We start from the raw sequence: 22,974 nt of genomic DNA on the forward strand, positions 1-22,974 counted from the left end.
GCCTCGGGGCTCAGACCAGGAACGCCACGAGGGCCACGACGCCCACCACGACGATGAAGCCGCGCAGGACCGGTGCGGGCAGGCGTCGACCCACCGAGGAGCCGATCACGCCACCGATGACGGCGCCCACCGCGATGAGTCCGACGATCTTCCAGTCGACGTCGGCGAGCAGCACGAAGAGCACCCCGGAGATCCCGTTGACCAGGGCGGCGAGGACGTTCTTGGCGCCGTTGAGGCGCTGGAGGGTCTCGTCGACGCCGATGCCGAGCACCGCCATCATCAGCACGCCCTGGGCGGCACCGAAGTAGCCGCCGTAGACACCGCACGCGAACATCCCCGGCCACACCCACCAGGCCCCGCGCTCGGGCAGACCGCCGCTCGCCTCGTGGCGGCGGGCGACGTACGCCGAGATGCGCGGACCGGCGACCACGAGGAGCAGGCCGAGGAGGATGAGCGCGGGCACGACGACCTCGAAGGCCCCCGGCGCCCAGAGCAGGAGTCCGCCGCCCAGCAGCCCGCCCAGTCCCGAGGCGCTGGCGAGGTGCAGCAGGCGTGAGCGCTGGCCGCGGAGCTCACGGCGGTAGCCGATCGCCCCGGTCACCGACCCCGGCACCAGGCCGATCGAGTTGGAGACGTTGGCCGTCACCGGCGGGACGCCGAACGCGAGGAGGGTCGGGAACGTGATCAACGTCCCCGACCCCACCACGGTGTTGATGGTGCCGGCCGCCACGCCCGCGAGGGCGATCAGCACGGCTTCGACCCAGGTCACGCCGGGGCTGCCCCCGGGGCGCTCGGGTCGACCGGACCCTCGCCGGCGGACGGGTCCGTCGGCTCGGAGGCGACCGGCGGGGTGGCCCCGCCCAGCGTGTCCGGAGTCATGGCCGAGGAGGCCCGGCTGGGGCGCGCGGCCGACTCGGCGGCCGCGATGGCCTCCTCGACGGCCTTGCTGGCGTCGCTGAGCTCGGCGTCCGCGGAGGCGTTGATGCCGCCCTGCGGCTCGGTCGGGCCCATGTCGACACGGGTGCGCGGCGTGGCGTCGCGCGGGATGCCGGCGATCTCGTGGATCGACGAGCCGAGGCCCTCCATCGCCTTGGTGATCTCCGAGGGGATGACCCACACCTTGTTGGCGCTGCCCTCGGCGATCTTGGGCATCATCTGGAGGTACTGGTAGGCCAGCAGCGACTGGTCCGGCTGGCCGTCGTGGATGGCCTGGAAGACGGTCTGGATGGCCTGGCCCTCACCCTGAGCACGCAGGATCGAGGCCTCGCGGTCGGCCTGGGCGCGCAGGATCTGCGACTCCCGGTCACCCTGGGCGTTGAGGATCTGCGACTGCTTGGAGCCCTCGGCGGTGAGGATCGCGGCCTGGCGCTGGCCCTCCGCGGTGAGGATGACCGCGCGCTTCTCGCGGTCGGCACGCATCTGCTTCTCCATCGAGTCCTTGATGGAGGGCGGCGGGTCGATGCCCTTGAGCTCGACCCGGTTGACCCGGATGCCCCACTTGCCGGTGGCCTCGTCGAGGACACCGCGCAGGCCGGAGTTGATCGAGTCGCGGCTGGTCAGCGTCTCCTCGAGGTCCATGCCACCGACGATGTTGCGCAGGGTGGTCATCGTGAGCTGCTCGATGGCCTGGATGTAGTTGGCGATCTCGTAGGTCGCGGCGACCGGGTCGGTGACCTGGAAGTAGATGACGGTGTCGATGGAGACCACCAGGTTGTCCTCGGTGATCACCGGCTGCGGCGGGAAGCTCACGACCTGCTCGCGCAGGTCGATGAGGTAGCGCAGCCGGTCGATGAAGGGGACGAGGATGTTGAGGCCGGCGGGCAGGGTGCCCTTGTACTTGCCGAACCGCTCGACGATGCCCGCTCGCGCCTGGGGCACGATCCGGACCGTCTTGGCGAGCAGGACGACGACGAACAGGACGAACAGCACGAACAGGACGAAGACTGCTGTGGGCATGTATTTCCCCCGTGGAAGGTGATGGGTGCTGCGTGGTCAGTAGTCGAGTCGGGCGACCGGGTGGACGTAGGCAGTCGCGCCCTTGATGGCGAGGACCTCGACGGTCTCCCCCGCGGGGATCGTCATGGTGTCGTCGTAGGGACGCGCCGACCAGTCCTCCCCGCCGATCTTGATGCGGCCGGTGGTGAGACCGCTCATCTCGGTCACGACGATGCCCTGGGTGCCGACGAGCTTGCCGTGGCCGAGCTCGAGCTCAGGGCCGGAGTGCAGCTTCTTGATCATCGACGGCCGCACCAGCGCCAGCATCGCGATCGACGCCCCCGCGGCACCGAGGACCTGGATGGCGACGTGCACGTCGGCGATCGCGAGCACCATCCCGACGAGCGCGCCGATGGCGAGCATGCCGACGATGAGGTCCAGGCTGAACATCTCGGCCACGCCCAGCACGATGGCAAGACCCAGCCAGGCCTCCCAGAGGTGTCGCGCGAGCCAGTCCATGACCTGACCCTATCCGGTGGGACGAAGGCTCAAACGGTGGCGCGGTGGGTGCGTCGCCGCGCGGCGTACCGACCGTCCTCGACGCTGAGCCGCAGCGGCATCTGGAAGGTCTCGGAGAGCGCCTCCTCGGTGACCACGCGCTCCAGCGGTCCCTGCGCCACGACGCGGCCCTGCCGCAGCATCATCGCGTGGGTGAAGCCGGGCGGGATCTCCTCGACGTGGTGGGACACCAGGACGGTGGCCGGCGAGTCGGGGTCGAGGGCGAGGACGCTGAGGGTGGAGACGAGGTCCTCGCGACCACCCAGGTCGAGCCCGGCGGCGGGCTCGTCAAGCAGCAGCAGCTCGGGGTCGGTCATCAGGGCGCGGGCGATCTGGACACGCTTGCGCTCACCCTCGCTGAGGGTGCCGAAGGTGCGGTCGACCAGGTGCGCGGCCCCCACCTCGCGGAGCAGGTCGGCGGCCCGGTCGTGGTCGAGCGAGTCGTACTCCTCGCGCCAGCGGCCCAGCACGCCGTACGACGCGGACACCACGACGTCCTGCACCAGCTCGCCGCGCGGGATCCGGTCGGCGAGGGCGGCGCTGGTCAGGCCGATCCGGGGACGCAGGTCGAAGACGTCGACGGTGCCGAGCACCTCACCGAGGATGCCCGCGACGCCGGAGGTCGGGTGCAGCTGGGCCGAGGCGACCTGCAGCAGGGTGGTCTTGCCGGCACCGTTGGGGCCGATCAGCACCCAGCGCTCGTCCTCCTCGACCGTCCAGTCGATGTCGTCGAGCAACGTCGCCTCGCCACGGCGCACCGTGAGACCTGCACACTCGATCACGGCGCTCATGCGGCTCACCCTATCCAGCAGGCACCGCACTCCCGACGACACCGACGTATCGTCTCCAGCCGTGTCACCCGAACTCCCCCTCTCCGCCCGCCTCGCCTGGTGGATGACCGCCTGGCTGCGCGGTGACGAGGTCACCGACCACGCCCTCGACGCCGTGACCCACGGCGACCTCGGGCACGTGGTCGAGGGCCTGCCCGACGGCGGTACGACGCTGCTCGACGCCTTCGTCGCGGCCCGGCGCACCGGTGCCGACCGGGCCGGACTGGCCCTGCCGGTGGAGGGCGACCTGCTGGGCCTGGGCGGACCCCGCGAGCTCAACGACGCCGCCCTCGACTCCGGCGAGGCGGTGGTGCTGGCGGGCTTCGCGCTGGTGCCCACCGTGGTCGGGGAGGTCGTGCACTGGGTCATGCACCCCTCGGCGCCCCGGCAGCTCCCCGACGTCGGCGAGGCGGACCGGTCCATGCGGGCGGCCCTCGTCGACTCCGCCAACCTGCTGGCGGACCTGGACGTCGCGCGCTGGCGTCCCGAGGTGGCGGACCGGCTGATGAACCTGCGGCACCGGCCGGCGCTCGAGCCACCTCTGGGCATCCCCGCCCGGTGCGTCGACCTGGCGGCGCGTGGGCTGCAGGGGTGGGCGATCGTCGACCTCGCGCTGGAGGACGACGGCGGTGCGCTGTCGTCGTACGAGATCGGGCGCCGCCGTGACGCCCTGGCACCGCTGGAGCGGGCGTCGCGCCGGGCCGTGGTGGCGGCGTGCTCGCCCGAGGTGTGGCCGGATCCATGAGCACCCCCCACGACGGGGATAGCCTCGGGCCCGAGATGAGCGACGTCGACGAGCAGCCCAGGACCCTCCTCGTGACCCTGACCGGCAAGGACCGGCCGGGTGTCACGTCCGCGATGTTCGCGACCCTCTCGGCCGCGGGGGTCGAGGTGCTCGACATCGAGCAGATCGTGCTCCGCCGCCGCCTCGTGCTGGGTGTGCTCATCACCGCCCCCCGGGACTGGAAGCGCCTGCGGGTCGCCATCGAGGAGACCGCAGCGGCGCTGGGCATGCAGGTCGACGTGGACCGCGGGGTCGGCGACAACCGGGTGCGCGGTTCCGGCCGCTCCCACGTCACCGTGCTCGGCGCCCCGCTGAAGGCGTCGGCGATGGCCGCCATCGCCGGGCGGATCGCCGACTGCGGCGCCAACATCGACCGGATCGAGCGGATGGCGCGCTACCCCGTCACCGCGATCGACCTCGCCATCTCGGGCGTGGAGCCCGAGGTGCTGCGACCGCTCCTCGCCGCCGAGGCCGCCTCCCAGGGCATCGACATCGCCGTGCAGCCCGCCGACCTGCTGCGCCGGTCCATGCGGCTCATCGTCATGGACGTCGACTCCACGCTGATCCAGGGCGAGGTCATCGAGATGATCGCCGCGCACGCCGGCTGCGAGGCCGAGGTCGCCGCGGTGACCGAGCAGGCGATGCGCGGTGAGATGGACTTCGAGGAGTCGCTGCGCGCACGCGTGGCCCTGCTCAAGGACGTCCCGGCCACGGCGCTCGACGAGGTCTACGAGTCGATCGCCCTGGCGCCGGGTGCGCGCACCATGGTGCGGGTGCTGCGGCGGCTCGGCTACCGCTTCGCCATCGTCTCGGGCGGTTTCACCCACATCACCGCCCGGCTGGCCGAGGACCTCGGCATCCACTACTCGCGGGCCAACGAGCTCGAGATCGTCGACGGCCGGCTCACCGGCCGGGTGGTCGGCGACGTCGTCGACCGGGCCGGCAAGGCCACCGCGCTGCGGGAGTTCGCCGCCGACATCGGGGTCCCGGTCGACGCGACGATCGCCATCGGCGACGGCGCCAACGACCTCGACATGCTCAACGCGGCCGGCCTCGGCATCGCCTACAACGCCAAGCCGGTGGTGCGCGACGCGGCCGACACCTCGGTCAACGTGCCCTACCTCGACACGATCCTCTACCTGCTCGGCATCTCCCGCGAGGAGATCGAGGCCGCCGACATGGCCGACGGGATCGTCACCCCGGCTCCCCCGGTCTGACGCCCACGGCGACGCACCCCTCGAGGTCGTCGTCGTGCTCGACGCGCGGCTCGAGACCGGCCTCCCGCATCGCCTTCGTGGTCAGGATGGCCTGGGCCGCGCTGGTCTCGACCAGCAGCACTCCCCCGGGCGCCAGCCAGTCCGGCGCGCCGGCGGCGATCCTCCGGTGCAGGTCCACGCCGTCGGGGCCGCCGTCCAGCGCGGCGGTCGGCTCGTGGTCGCGTGCCTCGGGCGGCATCAGGGCGATCCGGTCGGTGGGCACGTACGGCGCGTTGGCCACCAGCACGTCGACGCGCCCGCGCAGGACGCCCGGGAGGGCGTCGTACAGGTCGGAGAGGTGGACGTGCCCGTGCGGCACGTTGCGTCGCGCGCAGCCGAGCGCCACCGGGTCCACGTCGCTGGCGTGGACCTCACCGGCCGCGACGACGGCCGCGACCGGGGCGACGCCGCAGCACAGCTCGAGGAGGACGCTCCGGGGACGGGCGTACGACGCGGCGACGCGCGCCAGCAGCTCGGTGCGGCGGCGCGGCACGAAGACCCCCGGCGCGACGACCAGCCGCCGGCCGGCGAACTCGACCCAGCCGAGGACCGTCTCCAAGGGCTCACCGGCGACGCGCCGGAGGACCAGGGCCTCGAGCTGCTCCCCGGTGGCTCCCGTGCGGACAAGCAGCCGGGCCTCGTCCTCGGCGAAGACGCACCCGGCCCCCCGCAGCCGGTCGACGAGGTCCGACGGGACCGCGGGAACGCTCAGCGGTCGCTCACTCGGCGCGGCCGACGTGGAACGCGACCACCGAGGCGGACGCCATGTCCAGCTCGACCCATGCCCCGTCGTACTCCAGGACGGTGAGCGCCGAGGTCGGGTAGCCGCCGGCCATCGCGGCGCCCGCGTCGGAATCACCTGCGCCGTCGTCGAGGAGCTGGGCGAGGTAGGCCATCGTCGGGTTGTGGCCAATGACGATCACGGCCGTCGCGTGCGGCGGGACCTCGCGGATCAGGTCCAGCGCGGCCTCGGGGCCCGCGGCGTACAGGCCGGTGTCGTAGTCGGGCTCGGACTCCCAGCCGGCCGCTCCGGCGACCGCCTCCCAGGTCTCGCGGGTGCGCACCGAGGTCGAGACCAAGGCGTGGTCGGGCACGAAGCCGAGGGCGGCCAGCCACCGTCCGGCGGCCGCGGCGTCGTCGCGTCCCCGGGGCTCGAGGGTGCGTCCCTGGTCGGACTCACCCCAGGACTCGGCCTTGGCGTGGCGCATGACCACCAGCCTGCGGGCGGGTGTCGTGGGGGTTGGCTGCGTCTCGTGCACGGGGTCACTGTGGCAGCCGATAGCCTGCCTGTCATGCCCTCAGGACCCCTCATGATCATCGGCGGCGCCGAGGACAAGCTGCGCAAGCGCACGATCCTCAAGGAGTTCGTCGTCGCCAGTGGCGGCCACGACGCCCGCATCGTCGTCATCCCCACCGCCTCGTCCCTCGGCCCCGAGATCGTCGAGGTCTACGAGGCGCTCTTCACCAAGCTCGGCGCCGGGGAGGTGCGGGCCGCCCGGCCCGAGAGCCGCGAGGACGCGCACGACCCCGACCTGGTGGCCGCTATCGACGGTGCGACCGGCATCTTCATGACCGGTGGCAACCAGCTCAAGCTGTCCGGCGTCGTCTGCGGGACGCCCTTCGGCGACGCGATCGTCGCGGCCCACGAGCGGGGTGCGGTCGTCGCCGGCACCTCGGCGGGCGCGAGCATCCAGTCGTCGCACATGGTCGCCTTCGGCTCGGGCGGGGCCACCCCCAAGCAGCGGATGACCCAGGTCGCCGCCGGCCTGGGGCTCGTCGGCTCCACGGTGATCGACCAGCACTTCGACCAGCGCAACCGCTACGGGCGGCTGCTGATGATCGTGGCGCAGAGCCCGCAGCTGCTCGGCATCGGCGTCGACGAGGACACGGCGGCGATCGTGGAGGTCGTCGACGGGCACGAGGTGCTCCGCGTGGCCGGCAAGGGCGCGGTCACGATCCTCGACCCGGCCAAGATGGTGTCCAACGCGCACGAGGCCCGGCGTTCGGCCCCCCTGCTCGCCAGCGGCCTCACGCTGCACGTCCTGCCGGCCGGGTCGGCGTACGACCTCACGGTCCGCGCCCTCGTCCCCCGCGAGCCGGTGGTCGACGCCAGCGAGGCCGAGGAGATCGCCGAGGCCGGGCGCGACCTGCGCCAGCTGGCCCGCGACATCGCGGCCGGTGACGTCTCGCCGTCCAACCTGCGACGCCGCCTGACGCGTGCGCGCCGCGTCACGGCCACCCAAGCCCCCGCCACCGCCCCCGTCGAGACCGGAGACCCTGCATGAGCGAGCGCCCTACGCCTGACCTGACGATCCTGGAGACCCGGGTCTACCGGGGAGCCAACGTCTGGTCGTACGACAAGTCGGTGCACCTGGTCGTGGACCTCGGCTCGCTGGAGGAGTTCCCGACCAACACGCTGCCCGGCTTCACCGACGAGCTCGTCGCGATGCTGCCCGGCCTGCGGGAGCACTCGTGCTCGCGAGGGCGGCGCGGCGGCTTCCTGGAGCGGCTGCAGGAGGGCACGTGGCTCGGCCACGTCGCCGAGCACGCGGCGCTCGCCCTGCAGCAGGTCGTCGGCCACGACATCCGGCGCGGCAAGACCCGCTCGGTCAAGGGGCACAAGGGCCGCTACAACATCATCTACGGGTACGTCGACGAGCAGGTCGGCCTCGAGGCCGGCAAGCTCGCCGTGCGCCTCGTCAACCACCTCGTGCAGGGTGACCCCGACTTCGACTGGGAGACCGAGCGCGACTCCTTCATCCGCCGCGCGGAGCGGACCGCCTTCGGCCCCTCCACGCAGGCCATCGTCGACGAGGCCGTGTCCCGGGACATCCCGTGGATCCGGCTCAACCAGTACTCCCTGGTCCAGCTCGGCCAGGGCGTCCACGCCAAGCGCATCCGGGCGACCATGACCAGCGAGACCAGCTCGATCGCGGTCGACATCGCGTCCGACAAGGACCTCACCACCAAGCTCCTCGGCGCGGCCGGGTTGCCCGTCCCGAAGCAGGAGTCCGTCCGCAGCGCCGACGGTGCCGTCGCCGCGGCCCGGCGCATCGGCTACCCCGTGGTCGTCAAGCCTCTCGACGGCAACCACGGCCGCGGTGTCTGCCTGGACCTGCAGGACGAGGACGACGTCCGCGGCGCCTTCGAGATCGCCCGCGAGCAGTCGCGTCGCGGGGTCGTGATCGTGGAGTCCCACGTCGTGGGCAAGGACTACCGCTGCCTGATCATCGACGGCCGGATGGTCGCCATCGCCGAGCGCGTGCCGGCGTCGGTGACCGGCGACGGCACGTCCACCGTCGAGCAGCTCGTCGACCTCACCAACGCCGACCCGCGCCGCGGCGTCGGGCACGAGAAGGTCCTCACCCGCATCAAGGTCGACGCCGGCGCCCTCGAGGTGCTGGCCGGCCAGGGACACTCCCTGGAGTCCGTCCCCGCCGAGGGCGAGATGATCAAGCTCGCGCTGACCGGCAACATGTCCACCGGTGGCATCTCCATCGACCGCACCTTCGAGGCCCACCCGGAGAACGTCGAGATCGCCGAGGAGGCCGCCCGGATGGTCGGGCTCGACATCGCCGGCATCGACTTCATCTGCCCGGACATCACCGAGCCGGTGCGCGAGGCCGGCGGGGCGATCTGCGAGGTCAACGCGGCGCCCGGCTTCCGGATGCACACCCACCCGACCATCGGCGAGCCGCAGTTCATCGCCAAGCCGGTCGTCGACATGCTCTTCCCGCCCGGCGCGACGTCGCGGATCCCGATCATCGCGGTGACCGGCACCAACGGGAAGACCACCACCAGCCGGATGATCAGCCACATCTTCAAGGGGATGGGCCGCAAGGTCGGCATGACCTCCACCGACGGCGTCGTGATCGACGAGCGCCTCGTCATCCGCGCCGACGCCAGCGGCCCCCGCTCGGCCCGGATGGTGCTCCAGAACCCCCGCGTGGACACGGCCGTCTTCGAGGTCGCCCGCGGCGGCATCCTGCGCGAGGGCCTCGGCTACGAGCGAAACGACGTCGCGGTGGTCCTCAACGTGCAGCCCGACCACCTCGGCCTGCGCGGCATCGACACCGTCGAGCAGCTCGCCGACGTCAAGGCGGTCATCGTCGAGGCGGTCCCGCGCGACGGCCACGCGGTCCTCAACGCCGACGACCCGCTGGTGCGCCAGATGCGGCGCCGCTGCTCGGGGCAGGTCGTGTGGTTCTCGATGGAGGAGCCGGGCTCCGAGGCACGCGACATGATCGACGCGCACTGCCGCCGGGGCGGCAAGGCGCTGGTCCTCGACCCCTCCGAGCGCGGCGAGATGATCGTCGTACGCCACGGACGTCGGGAGATGCAGCTCGCCTGGACCCACCTGCTGCCCGCGACCTTCAGCGGGCGGGCCCGGATGAACGTCCAGAACGCGCTCGCCGCGGCCGCCGCGGCGTTCGCCGCCGGTGCGCCCCTGCACGACATCCGGCAGGGCCTGCGGAGCTTCTCGACCAACTACTACCTCTCCCCCGGCCGCCTCAACGAGGTCGAGGTCAACGGCGTCAACGTCATCGTCGACTACTGCCACAACGCGCCCGGCATGAAGATGCTCGGCGACTTCGTCGACCGGGTCGGCGACTCCCTGGAGGGGTCGCACGACCTGGCCCGTCCCTCGCGGATCGGCATCATCGCCACCGCCGGCGACCGGCGCGACGAGGACATGCGCGAGCTCGGGCAGATCGCGGCCCAGCACTTCGACGTGTGCATCGTCCGCGAGGACGTGTCCCTCCGGGGCCGCGAGCGCGGTGACGTCGCGGGACTCGTGCTCGAAGGCGTGCGGCAGGCGATGGCCGAGGGCTCCCGCTGCAAGCAGGCCGAGGAGGTGCTCGACGAGATCTCGGCGGTCCGGCACGCCCTCGGCCGCGCCAACAAGGGCGACCTGGTCGTCGTCTGCGTGGACAAGCACGCCGAGGTGATGACCGAGCTCGAGAACTGGTCCTCGCAGGCCCAGGCCGGCGCCGGCGCGTCGTCCGACACCCCCGCCGCTGACCCGGACTACTCGGCGCCCGCGGAGTCCTGAGTGCGGATCCTGTCGCTGGCCGACCTGCCCCACCGGTCGATCGATGCGCACGGGAGCCGGGGCTTCTCGGTGGGGGCGTTCGGCATCAGCGCCGACGCCCACCTGGTCGCGGTCACCCTCGCTCCGGGCGGGGTGATCGGTCCACACCCGGCCAACGGTCGCCAGCTGCTCGTCGTGCTGTCCGGTGAGGCCGAGGTCGCGGGTGCCGAGGGATCCGTACGACGCCTCACGGCCGGCGACGCCGCCGTCTGGGAGCCCGGTGAGGTCCACGAGACACGCTCCCCGACGGGGATGCTGGGCATGATCGTCGAGGGCGACCTCGACATCGGGGCGCCCGGCGAGCAGGTCGACCCCGGGGACGTCTGAGCCTGCGCCGGACGGGGCGGGTGAGTGGCTAGGCTGCTGGCGACCGCACCCCGTACCCCGAGGAGCACCCGTGGGCTCGTCCAGGCCACCCGCTGCCGATGTCGACCTGGTCGACAGCTACGCCCGCCAGGTGGGCGGGGAGGTGGAGGTCGTGCTGGCCTCCCCCGGTCCCGAGATCGCGGACGTAGCCACGATCGTGCTGCGGCGGCGCGAGGCGTCCTTCCGGGGCACCCTCGGCCTGCTCGACGGGGACGGCGACGGTGGCCGGCGCGGCGTCGTACGGTTCGGTCGCTCGGCCCTGACCGACGGCCAGTACGTCGTGCTGCTCGCAGACGGTGCCGAGGAGCGACCCCTCGGGTGCCGGCTCCTCGTGCAGGGCGCGCGACCGTTGGTCCTGCTGTGGGGCGCCGAGGCCTCGAAGTCACGGCTCCCGGTGCCGCACGAGCGGCCGCAGGCGGGTCGGACTCCCGTCCAGCGGGCTCGTTCCCTCGCGGGTCGGACGAAGCGAGCCGTCAGCCGACGCGTGCGGAGCCTGCCCCGACGAGGTCGCTGAACGCCTCGCGGACGTCCGCGTCGTCACCCGGTCGCGACGACCCACGCAGGTCGGCCAGCCGGAGCCAGCCGGGGCTCGCCAGCAGCACCTCGGGGTCGAGCGCGCGGGTGCGCTCCAGCACGGCGTCGGGCACCGGCTGCGGATCGGGGCGCACGGCCTCGGTCGCGACCCACTCGTCGTACCCCTCGAGGACCCCGTCGCGACGGGCGTCCGGGAAGAGCACCACGACGGTCCCGGTGGGGTGGGTGTCCACGTCGAGAACCAGCAGGTCCGGACGGAGCTGTCGCAGGGCGTCGGCGACCTTGTAGACGTCCCCCGTCCAGCCGAGGGTGGTGCGCTGGCGGTTTGCCATCTCCACCGTCCGCGGGAGCATGTCGTCGATGACGACGACGCTCGTCGGGAGGGTGAAGCGCTCGATCGCGAGGAAGTCGCGCATCGCGTACTCCGCCAGGTGCATGCCGTCGACGAACGCCAGGTCCACCACCGGGACCGGGAGGTGGGCGAGCGGACGTCGCCGGGCGAAGAACTCGTCGCTCGTGGTGCGGGCCAGGTGGACGTCGGCCTGCAGCTCCGAGACCACCCGGAACTCCGGGTCGACGCCGATGCTCGGCACCCGGGTGAGGGCCATGCTCGCACCGCGGTTGACGCCGGTCTCGAGGTAGGTCCTCGGCTCGATCGTCTCGTGCAGGCTGCGGAGCAGCTGGTGTCGGTTCACAGGTCCTCCTGGGCGGAGATCGGGGCGCGCGCCACGCTACCGCGTGCCGTCCCGTTGCTCGTCGAGCGACATCGAGACCTTCCCTTTCAGTGGTGGAAGTGCGAGCGCAGACCGTGCGTTCGGTGGTTGAGGTGCGAGCGCAGACCGTGCGTTCGGTGGTTGAGGTGCGAGCGCAGACCGTGCGTTCGGTGGTTGAGGTGCGAGCGCAGCGAGCCTCGAAACCACGCCACCCGCCGGCGCGTGAAAGTCGTCGAAAGTCGTGTCCACCATCCGGTCAGCACCGGTCCTCACGGGGTCGAAATGTCGGTGCTCCCTGATTGGCTGGAGCCATGACCTCGACCACCGCACCCGCTCTGCCGGACACCCCGGCCGAGCTGTTGCGTGCGGTGAAGGACTCGCGCGACCGGGCCGCAGCCGAGGACGTCGAGATGATGCGCCTCGCGGTCCACTGGGCCGACCTCCACATCGCGGACCCCGAGTTCGCCGAGGCATGCTTCACCTCCCCCAAGACGTTCGCCGGCGAAGGGTCCCCGTCCATTGACGAGTTCTGTGTGCCGGAGTTCGCGACCATGCTCGGCCGGACCAACGACTCCGCGGGGCGGTTCCTCACCGACTGCGTCGAGGTCGCCTACCGCCTCCCCAGGCTCTGGGGTGCGGTCCTGTCCGGGCTGGTCGCCGGGTGGCGGGCGCGGATCATCGCCCAGACCACCCTCGCCCTGTCCCTCGAGGCCGCGACGCACGTGGATGAGCAGGTCTTCTGGTGCGCCTCCCGTCTCACCCCGTCGCAGCTGCGCCGGGTGGTCGACGAGGCCCGGGTGCGGTTCATGCCCGACGCCGTGCAGAAGTCCCTGGACGACTCGGCGGACAAGCGGCACGTCACCTTCGACACCGAGCAGGCGTCGTTCGACGGGACCATGCACCTCGAGGCCGACCTGGAGATCCCCGACGCCCTCGCACTCGCCGAAGCGGTCGCGTCGGGTGCGGAGCACCTCGCGAAGCTCGGGTCCACCGACACCGCCGACGGCCGCCGCGCCACCGCCCTCGGTGACCTGGCCCGTCACCAGCTCACCATCGGCTTCGACGACCCGGACCACATCGGCGACACCACTGACCACGACACCGGCGCTGACGCGTCGCTGGTTTGGCAGGGCCCCCTGGGGAACGTCCCGAGACCGCGGTCGTCTGGGGCGTCGCGCAAGACCACGAAGCCCGTGACCCAGATCCACCTCTACGCCCACCTGTCCGCGGACGCGATCACCCACTTCGACCACCCGGACGCGCCGGATGAGGCGCTGTGTGGGCGGATCGAGCAGGGCGGCCAACGGCTGCTGTCCGTGGACCAGATCCGCGGCTGGTGCGGACGACCCGATGTGCAGGTGGTCGTCACGAAGGTCATCGACCTCCGGGAGCGGTTGGAGTGCACCGGTTACCGGCCGACCCCGGAGATGCGGGAGCACGTCATCGTCCGCGACGGGACGTGTGTGTTCCCGTGGTGCGGCCGCAACGCCAGGCACTGCGACCTCGACCACGTCATCCCGTACAACCACGACCATCCCGAGGACGGTGGTCCGACGGCGACCGACAACCTCGCGCCGTTGTGCAGGCGGCATCACCGGTTGAAGACGCGAGGCAGGTGGCGGTACGAGATGACCGAACCGGGTGTGTTCATCTGGACCAGTCCGCTCGGCAACACCTACCTCCGTGACCACACCGGCAGCCGGCCCATCGGCCGGGCCTGGCCCGAGACCGGGATCCCGTCCCCTCGCGACCGCATCGACGCTCCGGATCCGGACGACCGTCCGGACTCACACCCGCCCGACCACTGACCACCACGCCTCGGACCCCGCCTCAGCGACACCCGGCGGGGCCACAGGCACGTCCCGGACAGGTCCCCCGACCCGCCGCACGTCACGCGGTGGGTGCAGGAAGACCCACCAGGGCACGTCAGCCGGGACGAGTGTGCGCAACAGCACCGGAACCGAGCCGCGACTGGTGCTTCCACGCACCCTCGCGACCGGACGACGCGTGAGGGTCACGCCGAGGCGGCCCGCACCTTGGCAGCCAGCTCCTCCGGCGTGTCCGGCGTACCGCCGTGGGAGGCGATCCAGTCGTAGACCTCGTCGCGCTCCGCGTGGCACATGAGGCCCACGACGTCCCCGGGGCGCGCCTGAGCGACGAGCGCGGCCAGGCACTCGACCTCGGTCCGGTGGGTCTCGATGTCCTCGACGCCGACCCGGGCCGCACCCGCGCGCAGCAGCTGGTCGATCTCGTCCATGGTGCGGCCACGCAGGTAGTGCTCCTTGTGCCCGATCGCCACGACGTCGCTGCCCTTGGCGCCGATCTCCCCCAGCGCGTCGATCAGCTCGTCGGTGCGGTCGCCGACCGCGCCGAGGCCGAGCATGAGGCGCGCACCGGGGCGTCGTACGCCGCCCATGATCTCGATCAGGGCCTCGAGTCCGGCCTCGTTGTGGGCGAGGTCCATCACCACCGAGAGGTGGTCGCCGTCGACCGGGAGCGTGAAGAAGTTCATCCGGCCCGGGTTGTGCTCGGCGTCCGGCAGGAACGACCGCAGCCCCTCGACGACGGCCTCGGCCGGCAGGCCGATGGCCAGCGCGGCCGAGGTGGCCGCGAGGGAGTTCTCGACGTTGAAGCGGGACAGCCCGGCGAGGGTCATGGGTACGTCGACCAGCTCGACGAGCGGCTCGGGGTCGGCACCCGGGCGGAGCACGGTCACCCACCCGTCGATGACGGTGGTGGCCCGCCCGCCGCTGCCGAGCACCTCGCGGATGGCCGGCGAGTCGGGGTCGCGGGAGAAGACCCACGGCCTGGCCTTGGTCACCGACCGCATCGCCAGCACCCGCGGGTCGTCGGCGTTGAGGACGGCCCAGCCGTCCTTGCGCGTGATCTGCGGGACGACCGACTTGACCTCGGCGAGCTGGTCGACGGTGTCGATGCCCTGGAGCCCGAGGTGGTCCGCGGTGACGTTGGTGACCACCGAGACGTCGTTGTGCCGCAGGCCGATGCCCTTGAGCAGGATGCCGCCGCGGGCGGTCTCGGTCACGGCCAGCTGGACCTGCGGGTGGGCCAGGACGCGCCCGGCGCCGCTCGGCCCCGAGTAGTCGCCGCCCTCGACGAGCTCGCCGTCGATGTAGATGCCGTCGGTGTTCGACCAGCCGGTGAGGAGACCGTGGGCACGCGCAATGTGGGCGATCATCCGGCTCGTGGTGGTCTTGCCGTTGGTGCCCGTCACCGCGACGACCGGCACGCGTGGCGTCAGCGTCGTCGGCCCGTCCCCCGGCTCGGCGGCCGCGACGGTCTCGGCGGCGGCGCTGACGGCGGCCTCCAGGTCCGGGGTGGGCAGCGCGTCGAGCGCATCGGCGACCGCCCGGCCCAGGGACTGGGCCCGGCCCCGGTGCCGCCACGGGAACGCGACGACGAGCCGGTCCGGGTCGCTGGTCGGGCGGACCCGTACGGCGAGCCGCGTCGTACCCGACTCGGCCGCGATCGCCCGGACGAGCCTCTCCACCGCACGCATCGCGAACCGCTGCCGGAAGCCGCTGCCCGGGGCGCCCGGACGGGTGCTCCGCAGCCCGATCCGGCGGGCGAAGCGCAACGCAGTCTCGTCGGAAGCCTCGACGATCGTGGTCACGTCGAGGGTCAGCTTGATGGCGGCGCGGGGGAAGTAGAGGTTGGGGCCCTCCAGGACCCGCAGCTCGACGAGAGAGTTCACCCGCGCACGCTACCGATTCCGGCGGGTCAGAGCCCCATCGCGTGGAAGCCGCCGTCGACGTGCACGATCTCACCGGTGGTGGCCGGGAAGAAGTCGCTCAGCAGGGCGCACACGGCCTGGGCGGTGGGGACCTGGTCGGTCTCGTCCCAGCCCAGCGGGGCGCGGTCCTTCCACGAGGTCTCGAGGTCCTCGAAGCCGGGGATCGCCTTGGCGGCCAACGTCTTGAGCGGACCGGCGGAGACGAGGTTGCAGCGGATCCCCTCGGGGCCCAGGTCGCGTGCGACGTACCGCGACGTGCTCTCCAGCGCCGCCTTGGCGACGCCCATCCAGTCGTACGCCGGCCAGGCCGACGTCGCGTCGAAGGTCAGGCCCACGATGGACCCGCCCCGCGACATGAGCGGCCGGGTGGCGGTGGCGAGGGACTTGAGGGAGTAGGCCGAGACCTGCACGGCCTGGGCGACGTCGTCCCACGGCCCCTCCATGAACTTGCCGCCGAGCAGCGTCGCCGGGTTGCCGTAGGCGATCGAGTGCACCACCCCGTCGAGCCCGTCCACGTGCTCACGCACCTGGTCGGCCAGGCCGGCGAGGTGGTCCTCGTCGGTCACGTCGAGCTCGAGCACCGGCGGCTCGGTCGGGAGCCGCTTGGCGATCCGCTTGGTGATGCCCAGCGCCCGCCCGAAGTTGGAGATGAGCACCGTGGCGCCCTGCTCCTGCGCCACCTTGGCCGTGGCGAAGCCGATGGACGAGTCCATCGTCACGCCCGCCACGAGGATCCGCTTGCCGTCCAGAAGTCCCATTGTCAGATTCCCTCTCGCTCGTTCAGTGGCCCATGCCGAGGCCGCCGTCGACCGGGATGACTGCCCCGGTGACGTACGCCGCCGAGTCGGAGGCCAGCCACGTGACGGCGCCGGCGACCTCCTCGGGAGTGGCGTAGCGGCCCAGTGGCACCTGGGTCTTGATGGTCTGCTTCTGCTCGTCGGTGAGCACGTCGGTCATGTCGGTCTCGACGAAGCCGGGCGAGACCACGTTGGCGGTGATCGAGCGCGACCCCAGCTCGCGGGCCAGCGAGCGGGCCATGCCCACGAGACCGGCCTTCGAGGCGGCGTAGTTGACCTGGCCGGCCGAGCCCAGCAGCCCGACGACCGAGGAGATGAAGATGATCCGGCCCCGCCGCAGCCGCAGCATGCCCTTGGCGGCCCGCTTGGCCAGCCGGAAGGAGCCGGTGAGGTTGGTGTCGATGACGCTCGACCACTGCTCCTCCGACATGCGGAGCACCAGAGTGTCGGCGGTGATGCCGGCGTTGGCGACCAGCACCTCGACGGGCCCATGGGCCTCCTCGATGGTCTTGAACGCGGCCTCCACGGCCTCCGGGTCCGTGACGTCGCAGCGGACGTCGAGCGCCCCCTCGGGCGCACCCCCGCTGCGCGTGGTCACGGCGACCTTGTCGCCCTGGGCGATGAAGGCCTCGGCGATGGCGCGGCCGATGCCGCGGTTGCCGCCCGTCACCAGCACGGAACGGGGCTCGGGGCGCGTGTCGTCACTCATGCTGGTCGACGCTAGTGATTACCCCGGGGTATGCGAAAAGACCTCGCCGTCTCACTCGTCCTCGAGCCGGAAGCCGACCTTCATGCCGACCTGGACGTGCTCGACCTGGCCGTCCTTGGCCTGGCCCCGGATCTGGGTCACCTCGAACCAGTCGATGTGGCGCAGGGTCTTGCCGGCCCGCTCGATGCCGTTGCGGATGGCCTGGTCGACCCCGTCGGGCGAGGTGCCGACGATCTCGGTGACGCGGTAGGTGCGGTTGGACACGGGTCCTCCTGGGGTGCGTACGGACGGTCATCCGGAGCCTAGCGACGGACGGCCCTGCGTTGGGGGTCCGACGTAGAGTGAATCCATGGCCCGCCGCGAGGATCAGAGCACGCCCGTGCGCATCACCACCGCGGCGTCGAGCCACCACGCGGACATCGCGGCCAGGCAGAAGCGCTACGTCATCTCGATGTCGATCCGCACCCTGTGCTTCATCGGCGCGGTCGCCGTCGGGCCGGGCTGGCTGCGCTGGGTGCTGGTCGCGGGAGCGGTCCTCCTGCCCTACGTGGCGGTCGTGATGGCCAACCCGGAGACGCGCAAGGACGACAGCTTCGAGCTGCGTGGCACGCACACCACGCCGGAGCTCCCACCGTCCGCCACACGCCCGTAACCGGTTGTTGGTTTTGCCGTTGCGTCATGCAAGAATCAACTTCGCCACCCAGCATCCCCCGTCTGAGGTGGCACCGGCGGTGCCGGACGGCTTCCCCCGTGGCTGTCCGGCACCGCCCTCATTTGCGGCCGTCCGCGACGTCGAGAGGATGGACCGAGGTTGAGCGACGAGCTCCCCGACACCTGCTCCGCCAAGGGCTGCACGGCCCCCGCCACGTGGGCGCTGCTCTGGAACAACCCCAAGCTGCACACGCCCGAGCGCCGCAAGACGTGGCTGGCCTGCGACGAGCACCGCACCACCCTGGGTGACTTCCTCGGGGCGCGCGGCTTCCTCAAGGACGTCGTCGCGCACCCGAGCCAGGGATCCGACTAGTTCCTCGGTCGAGCGTCTCGCTCGACCGACGTCAGCGGATCCGCTGACGCGGCTCCGTCAGCCCCCGATGGCCGACATCGGCCGGTCGGGCTGGAGGAACGACGGGTCGTCGATCCCGTGGCCCGGCAGCTTGCCCGCCATCGCGGTCACCCAGCGCTGCGCGAGCTCCTCGTCGGAGGCGCCCGCGCGCATGGCGCCGCGCAGGTCGGACTCGTCGCGGGCGAACAGGCAGTTGCGCACCTGGCCGTCGGCAGTGAGGCGGACCCGGTCGCAGTCCCCGCAGAACGGGCGCGTCACCGAGGCGATGATGCCGACCGTCGCCGGACCCCCGTCGACGTCGAACAGCTCGGCCGGGGCACTCCCCCGCGGCGCGCCGTGCGGGGTGAGGGTGAACTCGGCGCTGAGCGCGTCGAAGATCTCGTCCGCCGTGATCATCTCGGTGCGGCTCCAGCCGTGCTGCGCGTCCAACGGCATCTGCTCGATGAAGCGCAGGTCGTAGCCCCGCTCGATCGCCCAGGCCAGGAGCTCGGGCGCCTGGTCGTCGTTGAGCCCGCGCAGCAGGACGGCGTTGAGCTTGAGCGGACCCAGCCCGGCGGCCCGGGCAGCCTCGAGGCCGGCGATGACGTCGTCGAGCCGGTCGCGGCGGGTCACCTCGTGGAAGGTCTCGCGACGCACGCTGTCGAGGCTGACGTTGATGCGGTCGAGCCCGGCGTCGCGCAGGGCCTGGGCGTTGCGCTGCAGGCCCAGGGCGTTGGTGGTCAGCGACGTCTCGACGCCGCCGAGGGCGTGCGTGCGGCGCACGATGTCGACCAGGCCCCGGCGTACGAGCGGCTCACCGCCGGTGAACCGCACCTCCTGCACACCGAGGCGGCGTACGGCGATGGTGATCAGCCGCACGACCTCGTCGTCGGTCAGCGTCTGGTCGTCGGGCAGCCAGTCGAGGCCCTCCGCCGGCATGCAGTAGGAGCACCGCAGGTTGCATCGGTCGGTCAGGGAGACGCGCAGGTCGGTCGCGACACGACCGTAGTCGTCCGCGAGCGGGAGCATCCGAGTCGTCACCTCGACAGTCTAGGTGGTGGGGGTGCGTAACGGCCGTCACTCGCCCGTCCGGAGGGGTGGAACGAGGCGAGGTCGCCGACGGCGCGTGCGGGGTCGCCGGATAGCCTCGAGCAGTGCGACGGTTCCGGTTCCTGCTCAGCAGACGCTGGGTGCTCTTCCTGCTCACCGTCCTCGCGCTCGCGTGGGTGGCGTGGCGCCTCGGCGAGTGGCAGTTCCACCGCCTCGAGGACCGCAAGGACCGCAACGCCGTCATCGAGCGCAACGAGACCCAGGCACCGGTGCCCGTCACCGACGTCCTGGGGGTCGACGCCCCCGTGTCCTCCGACGAGGAGTGGACCCGGGTGACCGCGACCGGCACGTACGACGTCGACTCGACCGTCGTCGTCCGCTACCGCACCCGCGACGGTGCGGCCGGTGTTGACGTCGTGGTCCCGCTGGGGCTGGCCGACGGCACGAGCCTGCTGGTCGACCGGGGCTGGTTCGCGACCGACAACCGCGGCACCACCCCCGACGACGTACCCGCTCCCCCGGCCGGCGAGGTGGAGATCGAGGGCTGGGTGCGGGCGGACGCCGCGGGCGACAGCGCCGCGGTCACCGACTTCTCGACCCGAGCGATCAGCAGCGCCGAGATCGGCCCCGCCATCGACCGGGAGGTCCTGGAGGGCTTCGTCGACCTCCGCTCGGAGTCGCCCGAGCCCGAGCAGGCCCTGGCCCCCGCCCAGCTCCCCGACCTAGACAACGGTCCGCACTTCTTCTACGGCCTGCAGTGGTGGTTCTTCGGCGCCCTGGCGCTCTTCGGCTTCGCCTACCTCGTGTACGACGAGTCGCGCGGCGGCCGTGGGCCGGTGCGCGGCTCGCGTCGGCAGCCGGCCGCCGGGACGAATGCGGCGGCCGGCGCTCAGAGCGAGCGGAGCATCCCACCGTCGACCGGCAGCATGACCCCGGTGACGAAGGACGCCGCCGGCGACAGCAGGAAGGCCGCGGCCCGGCCGAACTCCTCCGGCTCTCCGTAACGCCCCAGCGGGATGGTCGCCTCGGCGGCGGCCCGCGCCGCGGCGGCGTCTCCGGACAGCTCGTCCAGCTCGGCGACCCGGTCGGTGGCCACCCGGCCCGGGAGCAGCCCGTTGACCCGCACCCCGCGGGGTCCCAGCTCGTCGGCGAGGGTCTTGGCGACCATCGCCAGCCCGGGACGCAGGCCGTTGGAGATGGCCATGTCGGCCAGCGGCGCACGCACGCTCGAGCTCAGGACCAGAGCCAGTGAACCGCCCTCCCCCAGCGCGGAGCCGATCTCGCGGGCCAGCCGCACGGCGCCGAGGAAGACCGACCCGAAGGCGGCCGTCCACTGCTCGTCGGTCATGGCGGTGACCGGCCCCTTGGGCGGCCCGCCGACCGAGATCAGGGCGCCGTCCAGGCGCCCCCAGCGCTCGTGGGCGGCCGCGACCAGCCGGGCCGGTGTGGCGGGGTCCGCGTTGTCGGCCTCGACCGTGGTGGCCGCCTCGCCGAGGTCGGCAGCAGCGGACTCCAGCGTCTCCGCCGAGCGCCCGGACAGCACGACCCGGGCACCCTCGGCGACGAGGCAGTCGGCGGTCGCCCGGCCGAGACCACGCGCTCCCCCGGTGACGACGTAGACACGGTCCGAGAGACGTAGGTCCATCCCCCGACCCTAGCCAGTCACCCGACCTGCGCCGCGTCCTCCCGGAACTGCGTGGCGTACAGGTCGGCGTACAGGCCACCCTCGGCGAGCAGCGACGCGTGCGTCCCGGACTGGACGACGCGGCCGTCCTCGAGCACGAGGATCTGGTCGGCGTTGCGCACGGTCGAGAGCCGGTGCGCGATGACGAGGGAGGTCCGCTCCTCCAGGGCGGCGTCGAGGGCGCGCTGCACGGCGGCCTCCGACTCGCTGTCGAGGTGGGCGGTGGCCTCGTCGAGGACGACGATCGACGGGGACTTGAGCAGCAACCGGGCGATGGCGAGGCGCTGCCGCTCCCCTCCGGAGAGCCGGTAGCCGCGGTCGCCGACGACGGTGTCGAGGCCGTCGGGCAGGCTCCGCGCCAGGGTGCCGACCTGCGCCGCCTCGAGCGCCGCCCAGATCTCCTCGTCGGTGGCACCGGGGCGGGCGTAGACGAGGTTGGCCCGGATCGTGTCGTGGAACATGTGGGCGTCCTGGGTGACGTAGCCGACCGCGTCCTCCAGCGACTCCAGGGTGACGTCGCGGACGTCCTGGCCGCCGACACGCACGGCGCCGGACGTGGCGTCGTACAACCGGGCGACCAGGTGCGTGACGGTCGTCTTGCCGGCGCCGGACGGGCCGACGAGGGCGACCATCTGGCCGGGCTCCGCGGTGAACGAGACACCGTTCAGCACCTCGCCGTTGTCCCGGGACTCGACCCGCGCGACCTTCTCCAACGACGCGAGGGACACCTCGTCCGCGCTGGGGTAGCTGAACGAGACGTGGTCGAACTCGAGCCGGGAGGCGGTACGCGGAAGCACGGTAGCGCCGGGCTTCTCGGCGACCAGCGACGGCAGGTCGAGCACCTCGAAGACCCGCTCGAAGCTGACCAGCGCGGTCATCACGTCGATGCGCACGTTGGAGAGTCCCTGGAGCGGGCCGAGCAGGCGCAGGAGCAGCGTCGCCAGGGCGAACAGCGTGCCCACGGTCAGCTCGTCCTGGATGGCGAGGTGACCGCCGACGCCGTAGACCAGCGCGGTGGCCAGCGCCGGGACGAGCATCATGGAGGCGCCGAAGATCCGGGTGATGAGCGAGATCCGCACCCCGAGGTCGCGCACGACGCCCGCCTTCTGGGCGAAGACGACGTCCTCCTCGGTGCGGCGGCCGAAGAGCTTGAGCAGCATGGCGCCGCCCACGTTGAAGCGCTCGGTCATCGCGTTGCCGAGGTCGGCGTTGCCGTCCATCTGGTCGCGGGTCAGCCCGGCCAGCTTGGTGCCGACGATCCGCGAGGTGATCAGCAGGATGGGGAAGAGCATCAGGCACAGCAGGGTCACCTGCCAGCTCAGCGCCAGCATCGCGATGCCGACCACCACGACCGAGATCGAGTTGGACACCGTGCTCGACAGGGTGGACGTGAAGGCGCGCTGGGCGCCGATCACGTCGTTGTTGAGCCGCGACACGAGGGCGCCGGTCTGGGTGCGGGTGAAGAAGGCCAGGCTCTGCCGCTGCACGTGGCCGAAGACCTGCGTGCGGAGGTCGAAGATGAGGCCCTCGCCGATCCGCGAGGAGAACCAGCCGGCGACCACCGCGAGGGCTGCGCTGACGATCGCCACGCCCGCCATCGCGAGCGCGAGCAGGGTGACCAGGCGGCCGTTGCCAGCCGTGATGCCGTCGTCCACCAGGCGCTGCACGAGCAGCGGGTTGACGACCACGAGGCAGGCGTCGACCACGGTCAGCAGCAGGAACACGGTGATGAGGCCGCGGTGCGGACGAGCGAACGACAGCACGCGGCGTACGGTCTCGCGGCTCACGCCACGCGGCACCTCGGACCGGTCGGTGCGCATGTGGCGGAAGACCGCTCCACGCCCACCGGGGCTCATCATCGACATGCGACCTC

General features: G+C 72.2%; 24 protein-coding genes. 10 read left to right on the forward strand and 14 right to left on the reverse strand.

The window, feature by feature from the left end; all coding sequences use genetic code 11:
• Window positions 1–10 precede the first annotated feature (10 nt).
• From DAE25_RS08045 to DAE25_RS08060, 4 genes are read right to left on the reverse strand one after another with little or no spacing between them, the layout of a single operon-like run.
• On the reverse strand, window positions 11–769 hold the full coding sequence (locus tag DAE25_RS08045; protein WP_107765685.1) for a sulfite exporter TauE/SafE family protein: 759 nt from the start codon (window positions 767–769) through the stop codon (window positions 11–13).
• A complete protein-coding gene (locus DAE25_RS08050; RefSeq protein ID WP_107765686.1) occupies window positions 766–1,956 on the reverse strand; it encodes an SPFH domain-containing protein in 1,191 nt (396 codons plus the stop codon). Before DAE25_RS08050 ends, DAE25_RS08045 begins: the two co-directional genes overlap by 4 nt.
• 36 nt (window positions 1,957–1,992) lie before the next feature.
• On the reverse strand, window positions 1,993–2,454 hold the full coding sequence (locus DAE25_RS08055; protein WP_107765687.1) for an NfeD family protein: 462 nt from the start codon (window positions 2,452–2,454) through the stop codon (window positions 1,993–1,995).
• A 29-nt stretch (window positions 2,455–2,483) separates the two neighbouring features.
• Window positions 2,484–3,284: an ABC transporter ATP-binding protein gene (locus DAE25_RS08060; protein WP_107765688.1), complete on the reverse strand. Its 801-nt coding sequence runs from the start codon at window positions 3,282–3,284 to the stop codon at window positions 2,484–2,486.
• Window positions 3,285–3,345: 61 nt separating this feature from the next.
• Here DAE25_RS08060 and DAE25_RS08065 point away from each other — a divergent pair, with 61 nt between their 5' ends.
• Together DAE25_RS08065 and serB are read left to right on the forward strand one after the other, a co-directional pair.
• Window positions 3,346–4,068: a hypothetical protein gene (locus DAE25_RS08065; RefSeq protein WP_107765689.1), complete on the forward strand. Its 723-nt coding sequence runs from the start codon at window positions 3,346–3,348 to the stop codon at window positions 4,066–4,068.
• A 35-nt stretch (window positions 4,069–4,103) separates the two neighbouring features.
• Window positions 4,104–5,324, forward strand: a complete 1,221-nt coding sequence (gene serB, locus DAE25_RS08070) for a phosphoserine phosphatase SerB (protein ID WP_107765690.1) — start codon at window positions 4,104–4,106, stop codon at window positions 5,322–5,324.
• On the opposite strand, the gene DAE25_RS08075 is transcribed toward serB, so the two are convergent.
• Together DAE25_RS08075 and DAE25_RS08080 are read right to left on the reverse strand one after the other, a co-directional pair.
• Window positions 5,302–6,075, reverse strand: coding sequence for a putative protein N(5)-glutamine methyltransferase (locus DAE25_RS08075; protein WP_107765918.1), 774 nt, complete (start codon window positions 6,073–6,075; stop codon window positions 5,302–5,304). The genes serB and DAE25_RS08075 overlap by 23 nt on opposite strands.
• A gap of 7 nt (window positions 6,076–6,082) precedes the next feature.
• Entirely contained in the window at window positions 6,083–6,571 is a 489-nt protein-coding gene (locus DAE25_RS08080; protein ID WP_107765919.1) for a SixA phosphatase family protein, read from the reverse strand.
• Between the two features lie 84 nt (window positions 6,572–6,655).
• Here DAE25_RS08080 and DAE25_RS08085 point away from each other — a divergent pair, with 84 nt between their 5' ends.
• The 4 genes from DAE25_RS08085 to DAE25_RS08100 all read left to right on the forward strand — a co-directional run bounded on the left by DAE25_RS08085 (window position 6,656) and on the right by DAE25_RS08100 (window position 11,335).
• Window positions 6,656–7,648: a cyanophycinase gene (locus tag DAE25_RS08085; RefSeq protein WP_107765691.1), complete on the forward strand. Its 993-nt coding sequence runs from the start codon at window positions 6,656–6,658 to the stop codon at window positions 7,646–7,648.
• Window positions 7,645–10,416: a cyanophycin synthetase gene (gene cphA / locus DAE25_RS08090; RefSeq protein ID WP_107765692.1), complete on the forward strand. Its 2,772-nt coding sequence runs from the start codon at window positions 7,645–7,647 to the stop codon at window positions 10,414–10,416. Before DAE25_RS08085 ends, cphA begins: the two co-directional genes overlap by 4 nt.
• A complete protein-coding gene (locus tag DAE25_RS08095; protein ID WP_107765693.1) occupies window positions 10,417–10,782 on the forward strand; it encodes a cupin domain-containing protein in 366 nt (121 codons plus the stop codon).
• A gap of 70 nt (window positions 10,783–10,852) precedes the next feature.
• The gene (locus DAE25_RS08100) at window positions 10,853–11,335 is read left to right on the forward strand and encodes a hypothetical protein (protein WP_107765694.1); all 483 of its coding nucleotides are present in this window, start codon (window positions 10,853–10,855) and stop codon (window positions 11,333–11,335) included.
• Here DAE25_RS08100 and DAE25_RS08105 read toward each other — a convergent pair.
• A complete protein-coding gene (locus tag DAE25_RS08105; RefSeq protein ID WP_107765695.1) occupies window positions 11,295–12,050 on the reverse strand; it encodes a class I SAM-dependent methyltransferase in 756 nt (251 codons plus the stop codon). The genes DAE25_RS08100 and DAE25_RS08105 overlap by 41 nt on opposite strands.
• Window positions 12,051–12,379: 329 nt before the next feature.
• Here DAE25_RS08105 and DAE25_RS08110 point away from each other — a divergent pair, with 329 nt between their 5' ends.
• Window positions 12,380–13,876: an HNH endonuclease signature motif containing protein gene (locus DAE25_RS08110; RefSeq protein WP_107765696.1), complete on the forward strand. Its 1,497-nt coding sequence runs from the start codon at window positions 12,380–12,382 to the stop codon at window positions 13,874–13,876.
• A gap of 206 nt (window positions 13,877–14,082) precedes the next feature.
• Here DAE25_RS08110 and DAE25_RS08115 read toward each other — a convergent pair whose 3' ends face one another.
• Genes DAE25_RS08115 through DAE25_RS08130 form a run of 4 tightly spaced genes read right to left on the reverse strand, consistent with a single transcriptional unit; the run spans window position 14,083 to window position 17,589 of the window.
• Window positions 14,083–15,780 carry a Mur ligase family protein gene (locus DAE25_RS08115; protein ID WP_107765697.1) on the reverse strand — a complete coding sequence of 566 codons (1,698 nt, stop codon included), beginning with the start codon at window positions 15,778–15,780 and terminating at the stop codon, window positions 14,083–14,085.
• A 26-nt stretch (window positions 15,781–15,806) separates the two neighbouring features.
• Complete coding sequence (gene fabI / locus DAE25_RS08120) at window positions 15,807–16,577, reverse strand: enoyl-ACP reductase FabI (protein WP_056888657.1); 771 nt, start codon at window positions 16,575–16,577, stop codon at window positions 15,807–15,809.
• 22 nt (window positions 16,578–16,599) lie between these two features.
• On the reverse strand, window positions 16,600–17,325 hold the full coding sequence (gene fabG, locus DAE25_RS08125; RefSeq protein ID WP_107765698.1) for a 3-oxoacyl-[acyl-carrier-protein] reductase: 726 nt from the start codon (window positions 17,323–17,325) through the stop codon (window positions 16,600–16,602).
• A 51-nt stretch (window positions 17,326–17,376) separates the two neighbouring features.
• A complete protein-coding gene (locus DAE25_RS08130; RefSeq protein WP_056888659.1) occupies window positions 17,377–17,589 on the reverse strand; it encodes a dodecin in 213 nt (70 codons plus the stop codon).
• 85 nt (window positions 17,590–17,674) lie between these two features.
• On the opposite strand from DAE25_RS08130, the gene DAE25_RS08135 reads away from it, so the two are divergent.
• Both DAE25_RS08135 and DAE25_RS08140 read left to right on the forward strand, forming a co-directional pair.
• Complete coding sequence (locus tag DAE25_RS08135) at window positions 17,675–17,977, forward strand: DUF3099 domain-containing protein (RefSeq protein ID WP_107765699.1); 303 nt, start codon at window positions 17,675–17,677, stop codon at window positions 17,975–17,977.
• Between the two features lie 159 nt (window positions 17,978–18,136).
• On the forward strand, window positions 18,137–18,349 hold the full coding sequence (locus DAE25_RS08140) for a hypothetical protein (protein ID WP_107765700.1): 213 nt from the start codon (window positions 18,137–18,139) through the stop codon (window positions 18,347–18,349).
• Window positions 18,350–18,406: 57 nt separating this feature from the next.
• On the opposite strand, the gene moaA is transcribed toward DAE25_RS08140, so the two are convergent.
• Window positions 18,407–19,396 (reverse strand): GTP 3',8-cyclase MoaA, encoded by a 990-nt coding sequence (moaA, locus tag DAE25_RS08145; RefSeq protein ID WP_107765701.1) that lies wholly within the window; start codon window positions 19,394–19,396, stop codon window positions 18,407–18,409.
• 125 nt (window positions 19,397–19,521) lie between these two features.
• On the opposite strand from moaA, the gene DAE25_RS08150 reads away from it, so the two are divergent.
• A complete protein-coding gene (locus DAE25_RS08150; protein ID WP_107765702.1) occupies window positions 19,522–20,421 on the forward strand; it encodes an SURF1 family cytochrome oxidase biogenesis protein in 900 nt (299 codons plus the stop codon).
• Here the strand turns inward: DAE25_RS08150 and DAE25_RS08155 are convergent.
• Together DAE25_RS08155 and DAE25_RS08160 are read right to left on the reverse strand one after the other, a co-directional pair.
• Complete coding sequence (locus DAE25_RS08155) at window positions 20,307–21,062, reverse strand: SDR family oxidoreductase (protein WP_107765703.1); 756 nt, start codon at window positions 21,060–21,062, stop codon at window positions 20,307–20,309. The genes DAE25_RS08150 and DAE25_RS08155 overlap by 115 nt on opposite strands.
• Before the next feature lie 17 nt (window positions 21,063–21,079).
• Window positions 21,080–22,966, reverse strand: a complete 1,887-nt coding sequence (locus tag DAE25_RS08160; protein ID WP_234410919.1) for an ABC transporter ATP-binding protein — start codon at window positions 22,964–22,966, stop codon at window positions 21,080–21,082.
• Between the last annotated feature and the right edge of the window lie 8 nt (window positions 22,967–22,974).

The sequence above is a fragment of the Nocardioides terrigena genome, assembly GCF_003047265.1.
Taxonomy (GTDB): domain Bacteria; phylum Actinomycetota; class Actinomycetes; order Propionibacteriales; family Nocardioidaceae; genus Nocardioides; species Nocardioides terrigena.